14 protein-coding genes are annotated in these 16,944 nt (G+C 69.2%); 10 read left to right on the top strand and 4 right to left on the bottom strand.

The annotated features are described in order from the left end of the window. Position 1: 1 nt before the first annotated feature. The 10 genes from Q1K09_RS00200 (at position 2) to Q1K09_RS00155 (ending at position 10,539) form a co-directional block, all read left to right on the top strand. The gene (locus tag Q1K09_RS00200) at positions 2 to 1,294 is read left to right on the top strand and encodes an ABC transporter substrate-binding protein (RefSeq protein ID WP_300342187.1); all 1,293 of its coding nucleotides are present in this window, start codon (positions 2 to 4) and stop codon (positions 1,292 to 1,294) included. A 5-nt stretch (positions 1,295 to 1,299) separates the two neighbouring features. Then, complete coding sequence (locus Q1K09_RS00195) at positions 1,300 to 2,256, top strand: sugar ABC transporter permease (RefSeq protein ID WP_300342185.1); 957 nt, start codon at positions 1,300 to 1,302, stop codon at positions 2,254 to 2,256. A 15-nt stretch (positions 2,257 to 2,271) separates the two neighbouring features. Further along, positions 2,272 to 3,150 (top strand): carbohydrate ABC transporter permease, encoded by an 879-nt coding sequence (locus Q1K09_RS00190; protein WP_300342184.1) that lies wholly within the window; start codon positions 2,272 to 2,274, stop codon positions 3,148 to 3,150. Then, entirely contained in the window at positions 3,147 to 5,189 is a 2,043-nt protein-coding gene (locus tag Q1K09_RS00185; RefSeq protein WP_300342182.1) for an alpha-galactosidase, read from the top strand. The genes Q1K09_RS00190 and Q1K09_RS00185 overlap by 4 nt, the downstream gene beginning before the upstream one ends. A 48-nt stretch (positions 5,190 to 5,237) precedes the next feature. Further along, complete coding sequence (locus Q1K09_RS00180; protein WP_300342180.1) at positions 5,238 to 5,984, top strand: SDR family oxidoreductase; 747 nt, start codon at positions 5,238 to 5,240, stop codon at positions 5,982 to 5,984. Positions 5,985 to 6,091: 107 nt separating this feature from the next. After that, on the top strand, positions 6,092 to 6,784 hold the full coding sequence (locus Q1K09_RS00175; RefSeq protein WP_300342178.1) for an FCD domain-containing protein: 693 nt from the start codon (positions 6,092 to 6,094) through the stop codon (positions 6,782 to 6,784). Further along, on the top strand, positions 6,781 to 7,929 hold the full coding sequence (gene dgoD, locus Q1K09_RS00170; protein WP_300342176.1) for a galactonate dehydratase: 1,149 nt from the start codon (positions 6,781 to 6,783) through the stop codon (positions 7,927 to 7,929). The genes Q1K09_RS00175 and dgoD overlap by 4 nt, the downstream gene beginning before the upstream one ends. A 62-nt stretch (positions 7,930 to 7,991) precedes the next feature. Continuing rightward, positions 7,992 to 8,621: a bifunctional 4-hydroxy-2-oxoglutarate aldolase/2-dehydro-3-deoxy-phosphogluconate aldolase gene (locus Q1K09_RS00165; protein ID WP_300342175.1), complete on the top strand. Its 630-nt coding sequence runs from the start codon at positions 7,992 to 7,994 to the stop codon at positions 8,619 to 8,621. Then, the gene (locus Q1K09_RS00160) at positions 8,618 to 9,550 is read left to right on the top strand and encodes a sugar kinase (protein WP_300342173.1); all 933 of its coding nucleotides are present in this window, start codon (positions 8,618 to 8,620) and stop codon (positions 9,548 to 9,550) included. Before Q1K09_RS00165 ends, Q1K09_RS00160 begins: the two co-directional genes overlap by 4 nt. Next, the gene (locus Q1K09_RS00155; RefSeq protein WP_300342171.1) at positions 9,547 to 10,539 is read left to right on the top strand and encodes an SMP-30/gluconolactonase/LRE family protein; all 993 of its coding nucleotides are present in this window, start codon (positions 9,547 to 9,549) and stop codon (positions 10,537 to 10,539) included. The genes Q1K09_RS00160 and Q1K09_RS00155 overlap by 4 nt, the downstream gene beginning before the upstream one ends. A gap of 13 nt (positions 10,540 to 10,552) precedes the next feature. On the opposite strand, the gene Q1K09_RS00150 is transcribed toward Q1K09_RS00155, so the two are convergent. The 4 genes from Q1K09_RS00150 to Q1K09_RS00135 are packed head-to-tail and all read right to left on the bottom strand — an operon-like array spanning position 10,553 to position 16,862. Further along, positions 10,553 to 13,732 carry a glycoside hydrolase family 2 TIM barrel-domain containing protein gene (locus tag Q1K09_RS00150; RefSeq protein WP_300342169.1) on the bottom strand — a complete coding sequence of 1,060 codons (3,180 nt, stop codon included), beginning with the start codon at positions 13,730 to 13,732 and terminating at the stop codon, positions 10,553 to 10,555. A gap of 12 nt (positions 13,733 to 13,744) precedes the next feature. After that, on the bottom strand, positions 13,745 to 14,644 hold the full coding sequence (locus Q1K09_RS00145; protein ID WP_300342168.1) for a carbohydrate ABC transporter permease: 900 nt from the start codon (positions 14,642 to 14,644) through the stop codon (positions 13,745 to 13,747). Further along, positions 14,641 to 15,531 carry a sugar ABC transporter permease gene (locus Q1K09_RS00140; RefSeq protein ID WP_300342166.1) on the bottom strand — a complete coding sequence of 297 codons (891 nt, stop codon included), beginning with the start codon at positions 15,529 to 15,531 and terminating at the stop codon, positions 14,641 to 14,643. The genes Q1K09_RS00145 and Q1K09_RS00140 overlap by 4 nt, the downstream gene beginning before the upstream one ends. Continuing rightward, positions 15,528 to 16,862: an extracellular solute-binding protein gene (locus tag Q1K09_RS00135; RefSeq protein ID WP_300342164.1), complete on the bottom strand. Its 1,335-nt coding sequence runs from the start codon at positions 16,860 to 16,862 to the stop codon at positions 15,528 to 15,530. The genes Q1K09_RS00140 and Q1K09_RS00135 overlap by 4 nt, the downstream gene beginning before the upstream one ends. Positions 16,863 to 16,944 lie beyond the last annotated feature (82 nt).

The following is a 16,944-nucleotide window of genomic DNA, read 5'->3' as shown; positions in this document are numbered from 1 at the left end:
CATGAATCACTCGCAGACAACGGTGTCGCGCAGGAACCTTCTGCTCGGCACCGGAGCACTAGGCCTCAGCGGCATCCTGGCCGGATGCGTGGGCGGCGGCAGCGGCGGCGGCTCGCAGAACGGCGGCGGAGGGGGAGGGATCACCTTCCAGAACTCCATCCAGGACACCAGCCCACGTGCGGCGCTGGAGCACCTGGTCAGTGAGTACGACGACGGCGACGTCACCATGAACTCGGTGGCCACCGAGCAGTTCCGTGCCCAGCTGACCAACTACCTGCGCTCGAACAACCCGCCGGACGTGCTGACCTGGTATGCAGGGTCGGTCGCCCGCAACTACGCCCGTGAGGGCCTGTTGCTGGACGTCTCCTCCCTGTGGGAGGGTGACGGCGCCTGCGCGAACTTCTCGGACGCGCTGCGCAGCCTCTCCAGCGACGACGACGGCAACCAGATCTTCGTGCCCACCCAGTACTACTGGTGGTCGGTCTTCTACAAGAAGTCCGCCTTCGAGGAATGGGGCGTGGAGCCGCCGAGCACCTGGGACGAGTTCCATGCGCTCTGCGAGGACCTCAGCGGCCAGGGGGTCATCCCGCTGGCCAACGGCATCGGCCCCACCCCCTGGATGGCGTCGGGCTGGTTCGACTACCTGAACCTGCGCATCAACGGGCCTGAGTACCACCGGGAGCTGCTGGCCGGGGAGCACTCGTTCACCGACCAGGAGGTCGTCGACGTCATGGAGGAGTACGGGCGCCTCATCCCCTACTTCGACCCCAATATGACCTCCTACGACAACCAGGAGGCGGTGACCCCGATGGCCAACAACGAGGCGGCCATGTACCTGGTGGGAGCCTTCGTGACCGAGTACTTCCCCGAGGACCAGCGAGACGACCTGGACTTCTTCTCGGTGCCGGTGATCAACGACTCGGTGCCCACCGCCGAGGAGGCGCCCACCGACGGCTACTTCGCCGCCGCCCGGGGCAACAACCACGAGGAGACCCTGGCCTTCCTGGACTACATGGCCTCCGCCGAGAGCCAGGAGACCTTCATCGAGATGTCTGACAGCGGGTACCTGCCGACCTCGCCCGACGTCGACACCTCCGACTTCAGCCCGCTGGTGCAGAAGGGCATCCAGCTGCTCGAGGAGACCGAGGAGATCACCCAGTTCTTCAACAGGGACGGCTCGGACGCACTGCAGGCCACGGCCGACGACGCGCTGACCCGGTTCCTCGCCGAGCCTGAGTCGCTGACCCAGATCCTGGAGGACTGGCAGCGCGCCGCTGAAGGGACGTTCGACTGATGGCGGTGGAAGCACCCTCCCGCACCGAGGAGACCCGGACCGCCTCCCCGCAGGCCCCGCAGCGGGCCCCCGGGTTCGGTGCCCGGGTCCTCTCCCGGCTGCGCCGTGTGCCGATGCTGATCTGGCTGTTCCTGCTGGTCCCGGTGGTCTTCGAGGTCTTCTGGGTGTTCTGGCCGGCGCTGAACTCCTTCTCGCTGTCGGTGACCCGCTGGGACGGCATCACCCCTGCCGAGCCGGTGGGCCTCCAGAACTTCGTGGACCTCTGGGACGATCCGATCTTCCGGACGGCCCTGGAGAACAACATCATCTGGATCATCGGCTTCGGGGGCCTCTCGGTGGTGATCGGACTGGCGCTCGCCGTGGCACTGAACAAGCCGGGCCCGATGGTGGGGCTCTACCGCAGTGCGATCTTCCTGCCGATGGTGGTCTCGCTGGCGGTCACCGGCCTGTTCTGGCGGGTGATGTACGCCCCGGACGGGCCGATGAACGCCTCCCTCGGTCTGGTGGGGCTGGAGTCTCTGCAGCGGCAGTGGCTGGCCGATCCGGACCTGGCCCTCTACGCGGTGCTCATCGCCGCGGTCTGGCGGCAGGTCGGCTACATCATGGTCCTCTACCTGGCCGGGCTGAAGAGCTGCGACGAGTCCCTGGAGGAGGCCGCCGCAGTCGACGGGGCCAATGCCTGGACGCGGTTCTGGCGGATCGTGATGCCCCAGCTCAAGGGGGTGCACACGGTGGTCTTCGCGGTGACCGTGATCGACTCGCTGCGCACCTTCGACATCGTCTGGGCCATGACCCGGGGCGGTCCGTACAACGAGACCCAGCTGCTGAGCACCTATATGTTCCAGCAGGCGTTCACCACCGGGAACCTGGGCTACGCCTCGGCGATCTCCGTGGTGATCTTCGCCCTGGCCATCGGATTCATCATCACCTACCTGGTCCGCCAGTCCCGCAACGAGGACTGAGGAGGAGGACTCACCATGACAACAACGACGACGTCGTCCCGGCCCGCCCGTGCGCCGCAGGTGCGCAGGCGCCGCCGGCCGGCCCGTTCGCCCTGGCTGCACGTGGCGATGGTGCCCCTGTCGCTGCTGTGGATCAGCCCGATCGTCTTCGTGGGGTTCGTCTCGATCCGCTCCTTCGACGACATCGCCGCCCGCGGCATCGGCGCGCTGCCCACCTCGATCTCCTTCGAGGGGTTCATCACCGCCTTCGAAGGAGGCGGCCTGTGGCGGGCGCTGGGCAACAGCATCGCCGTGACCGCGGGAGGGGTCTTCCTCTCGCTGGCGCTCTCGGCCGTCGCCGCCTATGCGCTGAGCAGGTTCGAGATCCCGCTCCGCAAGACCATCCTGCTGACGATGCTCGCCGGGAACCTGCTGCCCCCGCAGATCCTGCTGGTGCCGGTCTCGGCGATCACCGACAGCCTGGGGATCTACGACACGCTGTTCGCCCTGACCATCGTGCAGGTCGGCTTCGGCATCGGGTTCTACACCTTCGTGCTCTACGGCTTCATGCGGAACCTGCCGGATGAGGTCTTCGAGGCCGCCCGGATCGACGGGGCGGGCGCGGGGAAGATCTTCTGGGCGATCGTGCTCCCCCTCTCCCGGCCCTCGATGGCGGCGCTGGGGGCGCTGTCCACCACCTGGATCTTCAACGACCTGATCTGGGCCATGACGGTGCTGCGCACCGAGGACAAGTTCCCCATCACCGCGCAGCTGCTGAACATGATGGGCGGCTTCGGCAGCTCATGGAACGTGATCGCGGCCGGGGCCCTGGTCGCGGCCATCCCCACGGCTGTGGTCTTCTTCATCTTCCAGAAGCAGTTCGTCTCCGGGCTGCTCGTGGGGACGGACAAGTGAGCGCCCCCACGACAGCCCCCGCAGGGGAGGGCACGAAGACCTGGCGGCTGCGCACCGGCTCCGGGGAGTACGCCGTCGGGCTGGCGCCGGGGCGCAGAGGCCTGGTGCTGGTGCGCTGGGGCGAGCCGGGCGGGGGTCTTCCGGAGATCGGGCTGCCTCGGCGCAGCACCTCCTTCGAGGATCCCCTGGACCTGCTGCCCCTGGAGGCGACTGCCTTGGGGACCCGGTCGGTCCACAGCGCCGAGATCGTCGTCCGCCGGGCCGACGGCGTGCGCGGTGCGCGCCTGGAGATCCACGGCGAGGTGGTCCTGGAGCAGCGGGAGGACGGCGACCACATGGTGTGCCCGCTGGCCGATCCCGGCCTGGGGCTGGAGGTGGAGCTGCACGTGCGCACCTCGCCCCGGCACGAGGTGGTGGAGAAGTGGGCGGTCCTGCGCAGCACGGCCTCGGAGGACCTCGAGCTGCTGCGCGCCTGGGGCGGGGCCTTCGAGGTCCCCGGGGGTGAGGGCGCCGTCGTCGAGCTGCTCCACGGTGCCTGGTCCCGGGAGTACACCCGCGCCCGGACCCGGCTGGGCGCCGGCACGCTGAGCATCGGCAGCAGGCAGGGCATCACGTCCCACACCTACGCGCCGGTCATGACCGTCCGCGGCGGGGAGGACCCGGAGCTGGCCCACTCGGCCGCCCTGGCCTGGAGCGGCTCCTGGAGGATGAGCGCAGACGCCCCGCCGTTCACCGGCCGGATCCGGCTGGCCGGAGGGCCCGACGACGAGTCGGGCATCCTCACGCTGGCCCCGGGAGGGCAGCTCACCACCCCGGTACTCACGGGGCTGAGGGTGCGCGGCGACGCCGATGCGGTGGCCCGCCAGTGGCACCGCTATCAGCAGACGCTAACCAGGACCACCGGCCCCGAGCACCGCCCTGTGGTCTATAACGCCTGGTATGCCACCGGCTTCGACGTGCGCGTGGACCATCAGCTGCGGCTGACTGAGGCCGCGGCGGAGATCGGCGCTGAGGTCTTCGTGGTCGACGACGGCTGGTTCCGGGGCAGGGTCTCCGACCGGTCCGGCCTGGGCGACTGGGATGTGGACCCGCAGAAGTTCCCCCGCGGGCTCGAGGAGCTCATCGACGGCGTGCGGGCCCGTGGGATGCGGTTCGGCATCTGGGTGGAGCCGGAGGCGGTGAACCCTGACAGCGACCTGTACCGGGCGCATCCCGAGTGGGTGCATCACGTCCAGGGCCGTCCTCTGCGCACGCTGAGGAATCAGTACATGCTGGATCTGGGCCGTCCGGAGGTCGAGGAGTGGGCCGCCGGGATGCTGCGCAGGCTGCTCAGCCGCTATGACATCACCTACCTGAAGTGGGATATGAACCGGTCCATTGAGGACGGCGGATGCCCGGTCCCCGGGGCGGACGACTGGTCCTGGCGGCACACCCGGGCCTACTACCGGCTCCTGGAGATGATCCGCGCGGAGTTCCCCCACGTCACCGTAGAGGGCTGCGCAGGGGGCGGAGGGAGGATCGACCATGAGGTGCTCGCGCGCACGGATGTGGTCTGGCCCAGCGACGAGACCGGCCCGCGGGACAGGCTGGCCGTCCAGCACGGCTTCCTGGAGGCCTTCCCCAGCTGGGCGATGAGCTCCTGGGTCACCGATGAGCCCGATGTGCTCGACCCGGATCCGGCGAGCCTGGAGTTCAGGTTCGCCGTCGCGATGGCCGGCGTGCTCGGCATCGGTGCGGACCTGCTGGCCTGGGACGGGGACGCACTGTCCCGGGCCAGGGAGCTCGTGGCGCTGTACCAGGAGGCCCGCAGCACGGTCTTCACCTCCCGGGTCCACCGGCACGGTGACCCTGCCGGGGACTTCTACGCAGTGCAGCACACTGGTAAGGATGCGGTGTTCCTGCTGGCCTACCGCCGCCCGGGCGCCTCAGGGCCGTCGGAGTTCCGGCTGGCGGGTCCGGAGTTCGAGGACGAGCCCCCGGTGGAGATCCGCTGGCGGTGGGGCGACTGTGACGCCGTGCTCCTGCCCCGGAACGCATAAACCATTAAATATGTCTACAGAGGAGGACGTCCAGGAAGGAGATGGTCCATGCCTACGGCAGTCGTGACCGGTGCGGCCCGGGGGATCGGGCTGGCCACCGCCCAGACCCTGTACTCCGCAGGCTGGCGGGTGGCGCTCACCGACGTGGACCCCCTCGTCGAAGAGCGGGCCGCAGCCCTGGGCCAGGGTGCACAGGGCTGGGAGGCCGACGTCGCCTCGGCCCCGGACTGGGAGCGGGTCGTGGCCGAGGCGCGCGAGGCGCTGGGCCCGGTCGGCGGCCTTGTCCTCAATGCCCTGGCCACCGACATCACACCCTTGCATGAGATGACCCCCGAGTCCTGGCAGCGCCAGCTCGAGGTCAACCTCACGGGGGCCTTCCACGGCGTGCGCGCCTGCCTGCCGGACCTGCGGCGTGCAGAAGGGCCTGGGGCCGCCCGTCCCGGCGGTGTCGTCATCGTCTCCTCGGTGCACGCGCACTTCGGGCTGCCCGATGTGCCCGGCTACGCAGCCTCCAAGGCCGGCCAGGCCGGACTCGCCCGGCAGCTGGCCGCGCAGTACGGCCCGCAGGTGCGCGTGAACTGCGTGACGCCCGGCCCCATCCGCACCGCGCAGTGGGACAGGGTGGACGAGGAGAGGCGGCGGCGGAGCGCGGCCCAGACCGCCCTGGACAGGCTCGGGGAGCCTGAAGAGGTCGCGCAGGTGATCGCCTTCCTCCTCTCCGAGAGGGCCTCCTACATGACCGGGGCCACGGTCGCCGTCGACGGGGGATGGAGCATCACCAAGGACTCGACGTGAGCAGACGGCGGGGACGCAGGGCAGGCAGCCGGGCACGGCGGCATGAGAGGACGAGATGTGTGTGAGGAGCTGAAGGCGCAGTGGTAGGCGGTTACAGGGGACGCGGCGTGCACGGCAGCACGGTGGAGCTGCTGGGCGCCAGGATCGTCAACGGGAGCATCGCACCCGGAGAGGTCCTGGACCTGCAGCAGATCGGTGAGGAGCTCGACCTCTCGCTGACTTCGCTGCGCGAGGCCATCAAGGTCCTCATGGCCAAGGGCCTCCTCGACGCCCGGCAGAAGCGCGGGACCTTCGTGCGTCCCCGCTCCGAGTGGAACGCCCTGGACAGCGACGTGCTGCGCTGGCGGCAGACCGTCGGCGACTCCGAGGCGGTCCTGCGCGACCTCGCCGAGGTGCGTACCGCCATCGAACCGCGGGCCGCCGCCCTGGCCGCCGAACGCCGGACCGAGGAAGACGTGTCTGCCCTCCAGGAGGCGCTGGAGGGTATGAAGGACGCCCGCGGGGGCACCGCGGACCAGGCCGCGCGGACCGACCTGGTCTTCCACCAGGTGCTGCTGCGTGCCACCGGCAACGAGCTCTTCGCCCAGATGAGCGTGTTCGTGGAACCGGCCCTGATGGTGCGCGACCAGCTCGTCCACGACCATCAGGTGGCCGATCCGGTCCCCTCCCACCAGCGGGTGGTCGAGGCCGTCGTGGCCCGGGAACCCGTGCAGGCCGCCGATGCGGCGATGTCCCTGCTGGAACAGAGCGTCGAAGACGTCACCCGTGTGCTGGGCGACGAGCGAGGAGAGAACCCATGAAGATCACCAGGATCGAGACCTTCGCCGTGCCGCCGCGGTGGGTCTTCTGCCGCGTGGAGACCGACGAGGGCATCGTCGGCTGGGGCGAGCCGGTCGTCGAGGGCCGCTCCGAGACCGTGCGGGCTGCCGTCAGGGAGCTCTCCGAGATGCTCATCGGCCAGGACCCCCGCCAGATCGAACGGCACTGGCAGAAGATGACCAAGGCCGGCTTCTACCGGGGCGGGCCGATCCTCTCCAGTGCGGTCTCCGGGCTGGATCAGGCGCTCTGGGACATCCTGGGCAAGTCGCTGGGAGTGCCCGTGCATGTGCTGCTCGGCGGGCCGGTGCGGGACAAGGTCCGCATGTACGGCTGGATCGGCGGGGACGACCCGGACGACGTGGCCGACTCTGCCAGGCAGCAGGCCGAGGCCGGCCTCACCGCGGTGAAGATGAACGCCACCGGCCGGTGGGACCGGATCGCCGCGGCTCCCAGCATCCGTGAGGTGGTCGCCCGTGCGGAGGCGGTGCGGGAGGCGGTGGGCGAGGACTTCGGCATCGCCCTGGACTTCCACGGCCGGGTCGGCCCCGCCGATGCGCGGCGGCTGCTGCACGCCCTGGAGCCGGTCTCCCCGCTCTTCGTGGAGGAGCCGGTGCTGCCGGAGCTCGGCTCCCGGCTGCCCGCCCTGACAGCCTCCACCACCATTCCGCTGGCCACCGGCGAGCGGCTCTATGACCGGGTGAGCTTCCAGCCGGTGCTCGTGGCCGGCGTCGCCGTCGTCCAGCCTGACCTCTCCCATGCGGGCGGGATCTCCGAGTCCCGCAGGATCGCCGCGCTCGCGGAGATGCACGGCGCACTCTTCGCCCCGCACTGCCCGCTGGGGCCGCTGGCGCTGGCCTCCTGCCTCCAGGTGGACTTCGCCACCCCGAACTTCCTCATCCAGGAGCAGTCCATCGGCATCCACTACAACGACGGCGCCGCCCAGCCCCTGGACTATGTCCTCGACACCGCCCCCCTGCAGTTCCCCGACGGGTGGATCCGCCGCTGGGACGCCCCGGGCCTGGGCGTGGAGGTGGACGAGGAGGCGGTCCGGGCTGCCGACGCCCGCGGGGGCAGCTGGCGGAACCCGGTCTGGGAGCACCCCGACGGCTCCTTCGCGGAGTGGTGAGGGACAGCCGCGGAGCGATCAGAGAGAGCGACGAGGACGGCAGCGAGAGTGAGGAGATGACCATGGCAGAGCAGAGCTTCATCGAGCGGCTGGGGGAGCACCGGCTGCTCGGCATCATCCGGGGCGGTGATCCCCAGGCCAGCATCGCCTCGGCGCTGACCCTTGCCGAGGCGGGGGCGCGCTTCTTCGAGATCTCCCTGACCAGTGCGGACGCCCTGCATGTGCTCCGTGAGGTCACCCGTCAGGCCGGCGGGCACGTGGAGGTCGGCGCGGGCACGGTGCTGACGCCCGCGGATGCCGATGCCGCCCTGGAGCACGGCGCCGGCTACATCGTCACCCCTGCGCTGGCACCCTCGGTCGCCCACGCCGTCTCGGCCGGAGTCCCCGTCCTGGCCGGGGCGATGACCCCCACCGAGGTGCTCAGCGCCGTGGACCAGGGGGCGGATGCGGTGAAGATCTTCCCCGCCGGGCGCTTCGGCCCCGGCTATCTGAAGGACCTGCGCGGCCCCTTTCCGGAGGTCCCGCTGGTCCCGGTGGGCGGAGTAGGCGTCGAGGACGTGCCCGCCTACCTGGGGCAGGGCGCGCTCGCCGTCGGTGTGGCCACTCCGCTCTGCGGGGATGCGCCCGACGGCGGCAGCCTGGAGGACCTCCGCTCGCGCGCCGGGCAGTTCCTCGAGGCGGTGCGGCAGTGAGTGCGGGGGTGGACGTCCTCACCGTGGGCGAGACGATGACCGCGGTCCGCTGCGCAGGGCCCCTCCAGCTGGGCGGACAGGCCCGGATCACCGTGGCCGGTGCGGAGAGCAACCTCGCCATCGGTCTGGCACGGCTGGGCCACCGCGCCGCATGGTCGGGCCGGCTGGGGGCCGACGAGTCCGCCGAGCTCATCCTGCGCACCCTGCGGGCCGAGGGCGTGGACACCAGCACCGTGGTGCGGGACCCGGAGGCCGGAACCGGGCTGCTGCTGTTCGAGCGGCGCCTGCCGGACCTCACCCGGGTGGAGTACCACCGGGCCGGCTCCGCGGGCTCACGGTGGAGCACCGAGGACGTCGAGGCCGCCCTCTCGCTGCGGCCGCGCATCCTGCACGTCACGGGCATCACCGCGGCCCTCTCAGGCTCGACGCGGCAGGCGCTGAGCGACCTGGTGGCCGGGGCGCGCGGCCAGGGAGCGCTGGTCAGCGTGGACGTGAACTTCCGCGGCAGGCTCTGGACCCGCGAGCAGGCCCGCCCGGTGCTGCGCGACCTCGCCCGGCGGGCCGACGTCGTCGTCGCCTCCGCCGATGAGCTGGAGCTGGTGGCCGCCGAGCCGGAGGAGCTGCTGGAGGCCGGTGTGGCTGAGGTGGTGATCAAGCGCGGCGCGGAGGGTGCCTCGGCGGTGACCCCGGAAGGCGAAGTGTCCGTCCCCTCCCGGAAGGTGCAGGTGGTGGACACCATCGGGGCCGGGGACGCGTTCAGCGCGGGCTACCTCTCCGGGGTGCTGGACGGACTGGCCGTGCCGCAGCGGCTCGGCCGCGGTGCGACGCTCGGAGCGTTCGCCGTGGCCAGCGCAGGGGACTGGGAAGGCCTGCCGAGACGGGAGGAGCTGACCCTGCTCAACGTCGACGAAGGAGAGAGCATCCGATGAATCAGCATATGAGGGACCATCACGCAGCAGCCGAGCCCCGGCACTCCGGGGAGTCTGCGGTGACCGGACCCTGGGAGCCGGTGGATCAGCGGCGCTGGCAGCTGGGCGAGGGCGCCAGATACCTGGGTTCAGAGAAGACCGGTGGCGCCGGGGAGTCCGGCGGGGCCGGGGGTTTTGTCTGCGTGGACCTGCTGCAGGGACGGCTGTTCAGCACCCCCGGAGAGCCCGGATCCCAGCTGAGACTGCGCGCTGAGATGGACCGCCCCCTAGGTGCCGTGGCGCCGGCCGCGGCAGAGGCCGGATGGGAGACGGGCACCTGGGTGGCCGCGCTCGGCAAGGGGCTCTCGCTGCTGCGCGCCGAGGACGGCCTTCTGCACGAGACCGAGCTGATCGCCTCACCGGCGGACCGCCGAGAGGAGCCGGAGCTGCGCGTCAACGACGCCGTCGCCGACCCTCACGGCCGCTTCTGGGTCGGGGCCATGGCCTATGGCGGCGACCAGGGGCGGGGCTTCCTGGCCCGCCTCGACCCGGACGGGAGCGTCTCAGTCGTCCTGGAGGAGATGTCCATCCCCAATGGGCCGGCCTTCAGCGTCGACGGCCGCACCATGTACCTGGCTGACACCCCCACCGGATGGATCAGCACCTACGACGTCGACCCCGCCACCGGGACGCTCTCCGAGCCGCAGAAGTTCGTGAAGATCAGTGAGGGAGGGCCGGACGGTATGACAGTCGACGCCGAGGGCTGCCTGTGGCAGGCGGTCTGGGGCGCCTCCTGCCTGCACCGGTACTCGCCGAGCGGCGAGCTGCTGGAGAGGATTCCCGTGCCCGTGAGGCAGCCCACCTCAGTGGCGCTGAGCGCCGAGGCCCCCTACCGTGTGCTGGTCACCTCTGCCACCATCGGGCTCGAGGAGCCGGCCGAGCACGACGGCCGGGTCATCACCGCCGAAGTCCGCGTGCCGGGCCGCCCCGCCGACCGCTTCCGGGGCTAGTCCAGCGCGCCAGTCAGGCTCTGCGGAACCGAAGGGCGAGCGTGCGCGCCTCCGGACGCAGCATCGCCGTCGGCCAGACATCCGGGCCGCAGGCCCGCGAGCCCAGGCCGTGCTGAGCCACGTCCAGGTACAGATGCGTGGCCGAGGACTCCGGCAACTCATGCCGATGAGCGGCAGCAGCCAGCTCCTGGGCCGAGTGCCTGCTGAGCGTGAACCCGGGACGGCGGCTTGCGGCGTCCGGCTCGGAGAGGATCTCCAGCCAGTCGGTGCCGCCGCGGCGCAGGGTGAGCTCCCGCAGCCCGGGCCGGTGCCCGGACTCCTGAGGCCGGGCGTAGTCCACCGTCAGCTCCTCGATATCGGCGGAGAACCGTCCCAGATGCACCGAATGCGCCGTGTCCGGATACGCGTCGTGCGGCCCGAGGCCGAACCATGAGGCACCGTCCAACCGGGTGTCACCTACATCGGGCAGCACCAGATGAATCCCCAGCCGCGGCCAGACGTGGTCCCACACCGCATTCGGCACCATGGTCACTTCGCAGCGCAGCTCCGGCCCTTCAGGCCCGGCCACAGCGGTCCAGCGCTCGGTGACGTCCACTGCCGCCCGGCTCTGCGCCGCAGCGGTGCGGCGGCGCACGGTGAGCTGTCGTTCGTCCCGCTCCACCGAGATCACCCGATGGGCCAGCCGGTGCAGACCGGCGCGGCGCCAGCGCTCGGCCGAGGAGACTGGGTGTTCCTCATGAGCATTGAAGTCCGCGGGGTCGAATCTGTCATAGTCGGGGCGGGAGGCGCCCTCGTCATTGTCAGTCGGGGCCCTGAAGAGCTCGACTGTGGGCCCGAGCACCGGAGCCCCGGCCAGTCGCTGAAGCGCAGCGCCGGCGAATTCGGCCAGTCCCGTCTCGGCCAGGGTCAGCGGCTCCGCGGTCGTCGGCGAGGAACGTCTCACCGCGGCAGCGGCACCGGCGACAGACTCCTCCCACTGCGCTCGAGCCACCACGTGCCCGGCCGGGGCCCAGGGCGTCCCCGCACGCAGGGCAGCCTCCACGCGCAGGTGCGCCTCCTGCCCCGGCTCCAGCCGTTTCAGATGGCCCGCAAGCTCATCCTCGGCCACCACCCGCACAGAGGCCTGCTCCCCGGCGGGGATCGCCTGTCCTGATTCGTCCTGCAGCTGCGCGGTCCCGGCGGCCACCTCATAGCCGTCGGCCTCCAGCCGCCAGTGCAGCAGCAGGTCGGAGGTGTCGGCGGCGCAGCGCCGGCTGCGCACCTGCACCGCCCCGAGTCCGGCACGGCGGATCACCACGGGGGCCTCCACGGCGGCGAATTCCTTCAGACCGGGGGAGGGAGTGCCGTCGGAGAGGACCATCCCGTCCATCACGAAGTTTCCGTCATGGACCACCTCGCCGAAGTCTCCGCCATAGCCGAAGAACTCGGTGCCGGTTGCCGGGTCCACAGTGCGGATCCCATGGTCCCGCCACTCCCAGATGAACCCGCCGTGCAGCCGGCCGCAGCGGTCCACCATCTCCCGGTATCTATCCAGGGCCCCGGGGCCGTTGCCCATCGCGTGGGCGTACTCGCAGTGCACGAACGGCTTGGAGCGCTGCCGCGCACTCTCGGCCACACTGCAGCCCAGCAGCGGTTGGAAGTCGTCGTCGCGCGCAATGGACTCGGTCTCCAGGACCTGGGCGTACATGCGGGAATACACATCGGTGTAGGCCCCGGTGTAGTCGCCCTCGTAGTGCACCGGGCGGCTGGGGTCGCGGCGGTGCACCCATTCGGCCATGGCGGCAAGATTCTGCCCGGTGCCGGACTCATTGCCCAGGGACCACAGCACGATGCTGGGATGGTTCTTGTCCCGCTCCACCGTGCGCTCGATCCGGTCCAGATACGCCGCCCGCCACCGCGGATCGTCGCTGGGGTTGTCCACCCAACCGCCGGCCTCGAAGCCGTGGGTCTCCAGATCGCACTCCAGCACCACCCACAGGCCCAGCTCGTCGGCCAGGTCCAGCAGTCTGGGATGCGGCGGATAGTGGCTGGTGCGGATCGCGTTGACATTGTGGCGCTTCATCAGCGCCAGATCCTCACGGGCGTGGTCCTCGTCGAAGACCCGGCCGCGGTCCGGGTGGGTCTCATGCCGGTTCATCCCGGAGAAGACCAGCGGGCGGCCGTTGGCCAGAAGCCGGTCCCCGCGGATCTCCACACGCCGGAACCCGGTGCGCAGCCGCAGGGTCTCCGCAGATGACCTGACGACGACGTCATAGAGCCGCGGACTCTCCGGCGACCAGGGCTCCGGGGCGGGTACGCCCTCGGCACCCACGACGACCTCACCCACTGCGGAGGCGTCCTCCCAGGTCAGATCGACGTCCAGCTCCGGGATCTGCAGGCGCAGCGGATAGGCAGAATCTGCCGCCCGCACTTCTGGGTGAAGGGCGCCGATGCCGCTGGCGGCGTCGTAGTCCGGGTTCAGCCAGAGATCCTCGATGCCGCCCTCCGGCCGGTGCAGCAGGGTCACCTCGCGGAAGATCCCGGGCAGCCACCACTGGTCCTGGTCCTCCAGATAGCTGCCGGCCGACCACTGGATCACCCGCACCGCCACCGTGTTCTGCCCGGCGGTCACCGCCTCGGTGACGTCGAACTCGTGGGCCAGCCGGGAGCCGAAGGCCTGCCCGATCCAGACGCCGTTGACCCAGACCTGCAGGAAGGACTCCGCGCCGTCGAAGCGCAGCAGAACCCGTCCGGTGTCCAGCCACTGCTGGGAGACCTCGAACCGGCGGCGGTGATCCCCGGTGGGGTTGGCATCGGGCACATGCGGCGGATCCACAGGGAAGGGGTACTGCACATTGGTGTAGATGGGGCGGCCGAAGCGGCCCGGTGCTCCGGCGGGCACCTCCTCGCCGTCGGGGCCGGTTCCGCCGCGGCGGTCCAGCACCCAGTGGCAGGGCAGCTCGATGGTGTCCCAGCCGCTGTCGTCGTACTCACCTGCGGCGAAGCTGTCCGGATCCTCACCTTCGGGCAGCACGCCGTGGGCGCCCGGGGTCCCGGGGACGCCGGGAAGCAGGCGGAAGGCCCAGGGACCGTCGAGCCGCTGCGACTCGGCGTTACTGGCCTCCACCAGCCAGGACCGGGGCGGCACCAGCTTCCCGGCGAAAGGCTCGTAGGAGATATGAGGCTCAAGGACGAGGTGGGCGGAATCGGGCACGCGAGGGGTCAATTACTTCACAGCACCTTCGGTCAGGCCGCCGCGCCAGAAGCGCTGCAGCACGATCATTGCGATGGCCAGGGGGATTACCGAGAGCAGCACGCCCCCGGTGGTCAGCTCGTAGAACTCGGGGAGCCGGTCGGTCTGGCTTCTCCAGTGGTTTAGCCCCAGGGTGATGGGGAACAGGCCTTCGTCGGTGAGCATCACCAGGGGCAGGAAGTAGTTGTTCCAGATCCCGACCAGCTGGAAGAGGAAGACGGTGACCAGAGCCGGGGTCATGATGCGTAACCCCACCGTGTGGAAGATCTTGATCTCGCCGACGCCGTCGATCCTAGCTGCTTCTACTAGCGACTTGTCCACGGTGGCGTCGGCGTAGATCCGGCAGAGGAACAGGCCAAAGGGCGAGACTAATGAGGGGATCAGCACACTCCAGTAGGTGTTGACCATTCCGATCTGGCTGAAGAGTAGGAACAGGGGCAGCGCGGTCGCGGTTCCCGGCACCAGCACGCCGCCCAACACAATGCCGAAGATGACATTTCGCCCCCTGAACGCGTAGGTCGATAGAGCGTATCCCGCTGCCGCTGCGAAGTAGGTGGCGATCAACGAGCCGACTCCCGCGTAGAGCACCGAGTTCAGCAGCCAACGGATAAAGATCCCGTTGTCGAAGCTGAGGACCTGGGTGATGTTCTCGAACAGTTGGAAGGACGCGGAGAAGAGGAAGCCGTGGGTGCTGAAGAGGTCGTCGGTGGACTTCGAGGCGGCCACCACAACCCAGTACACCGGCACCAGGAAGTACAGGGTGACGATGACCAGGATTCCGGTGACGATAATCGTCTGTGCGGAGCCGCGACGGGAGACTTCTTCGGCGGTGCGATGGACCGTAGGCTGCGCCTGTTCGGCGGTGCCGCTCATCGGGAGCTCCTGTTCGTCAGACGGAGGAAAGTGAATGACAGCAGGAATGCCACCAAGGCGATCAGGACAGCCTGGGCCGCGGCCACCGTGTAGTCGTTGTACTGGAAGGCGGTGGTGTAGGCCGAGAGGTTGGGCGTGTACTGGGAGTCGATCGCTGGGGAGACCTGCTGAAGAAGCTGCGGCTCGGCGAACAGCTGCAGGGTGCCGATGATCGAGAACACCGTGGTCAGTACCAGGGCCGGCCGGATCAGCGGCAGCTGGATGGTCAGCGCCGTGCGCAGAGGCCCGGCGCCGTCGACCCGGGCCGCCTCGTAGAGGTCGCCCGGGATGGATTTCAGTTGGGCAATGATGATCAGCATGTTGTAGCCCGTGTAGCTCCAGGTCACAATGTTCGCGATGGACCACAGGACGGTGCCCGAGCTCAGGAAGTCCAGCTCAAGACCGAACCACGAGTGGGCAGTGTCGACGATGGGACTCAGCCCTGGCACGTAGAGGAAAGACCAGAGGATCGTGGCAAGCACCCCCGGGACGCCGTAGGGCATGAAGTAGGCGGCGCGAAAGAAGCCGGGCCAGCGCGCGGACGCCGATTCCAGCATGAGTGCCAGCACAGTGGCTAGGGTGATCATGATAGGCACCTGAACAATGCCGAAGAGGAACATGCGTCCGATCGAGGCCACGAAGGCGCCGTCGGCCAGAGCGAGCCTGTAGTTCTCGAACCAGGCGAAGGACGTGGAGATACCCTCCTCTCCGAAGAGCCCTTCGCGCTCGATCATGGTGAAGCTCTGACTGATCGCCATAAGGATCGGCATAACGAAGGTGAAAAGGAAGAGGATCAGAAATGGTGCCAGGAGGATCCAGGGTGCACGTTTCTCAGCAGATGCTTTCATCGGTCGGCCCTTCGGATGCTCAGCCCCTTATTCTTGAAAACCTCGATGGTGGCTTCCTCGGCGGCGATGACTGCATCGACCAATGAGAGGCCCTGCGCCTTGCGGCGGAACTCGTCTCCCAGAATGCTGAAGGTTTGCTGTACGATCGGCCACCACTGCCAGTCGGGATTCTGGTCATAAGCGGCGGGTTCAAACACCTCGGTGTTGTACTCCTGCCCGCCGAAGAACTCACTGGGTCCCTGCCGCGGGGTGCCGATGTGCTCGGGGTTGGCCGACCAGCCGATACCGCTGTGCTCGATCAGTCCGTCGATCCCCTCAGGGTGGGAGTTAAGCCAGACTGCGAACTCAAGCGCCTCGGCCGGGTGCTGGCAGTTGGCCATAACGGCCGAGGTGGAGCCGCCTATCGTGGAGGAGCCGTATCCGTGCTCCCAGCGGGGCGCAGGGGCCACCCGCCATAGGCCCTCGGCGCCAGAGACGCCGGAGAGGAGCGCATCGCCCCAGCTGGCGCTTACCAGGGAGGCGATTTGGTCGTTGCTTGCGGCAGCAAACCAACCGGGTGAGTACGGCTCGTGCTGAGTGGTGACCAGGCCCTCGTCGACGACTTCGTCGAAGAATCGGGCCACATCGAGGGTCGCCTCATCGGACATGTTGATCACCCAGCTGTCCTCTTCAGCCTGGAACCAGGTGGCTCCGGCCTGCATGGCGTGGGCGGTGAAAACCGAACCGTCGGTCAGGGGGAAGGAGTCGAGGAAGATCCCTTTCTCCTTCAGCGCCCGACCCGCCTCACGCCACTGTACCCAGCTGGTGGGGATCTCCGCCCCCGCCTCCTCGAAGAGGTCGGGACGGTAGTACATCCCCACCGGCCCAGAGTCCTGCGGGATCCCATAGACGCCGTCGGCGAAGCTGACCTGGCCCCACAGGGTTTCGTCGAACCGGTTCTCGTACTGCTCCACCCCGTAGCGGGTAAGGTCCACGAGCCCGTTGACCAGCATGAACTCCGGCAGAGCCCGCAGCTCCACCTGGGCCAGGTCCGGACCTGCGCCCGCGGCCAGAGAGCTGTAGAGCTTCTGGTATCCGCCGTCGGTCGCACCGGGAATCCACGAAACGTCGACCTGGATATGCGGGTTCTGCTCGTTCCAGATATCCGCGACTACCTGGAGGTCGGTGATCCAGGCCCAGTACGTGAGTCGGACAGTCTCGCCCTGGGCGGCGGGCGGGATAGTCGGCTGGGTGTTCACCGCAGAGGTGCCCGGGGTGGAGCACCCGGCTAGGGCGAGTGTGCCTGCTCCAAAGCCTCCGTAGAGGAACTGCCGTCGGGAGACGCGTCTCATCCGTCCCACCCTCCTACGTTCTGACGAGCAGAACAAACGGTTTCCAACAACTCGCATCAACTATCGACGCCGATAAGATGTG

The organism is Nesterenkonia sp., from assembly GCF_029265375.1.
Lineage (GTDB): Bacteria > Actinomycetota > Actinomycetes > Actinomycetales > Micrococcaceae > Nesterenkonia.
The sequence above is the reverse complement of the archived record's forward strand: the minus strand, read 5'-3'. Positions and strand labels throughout refer to the sequence as shown.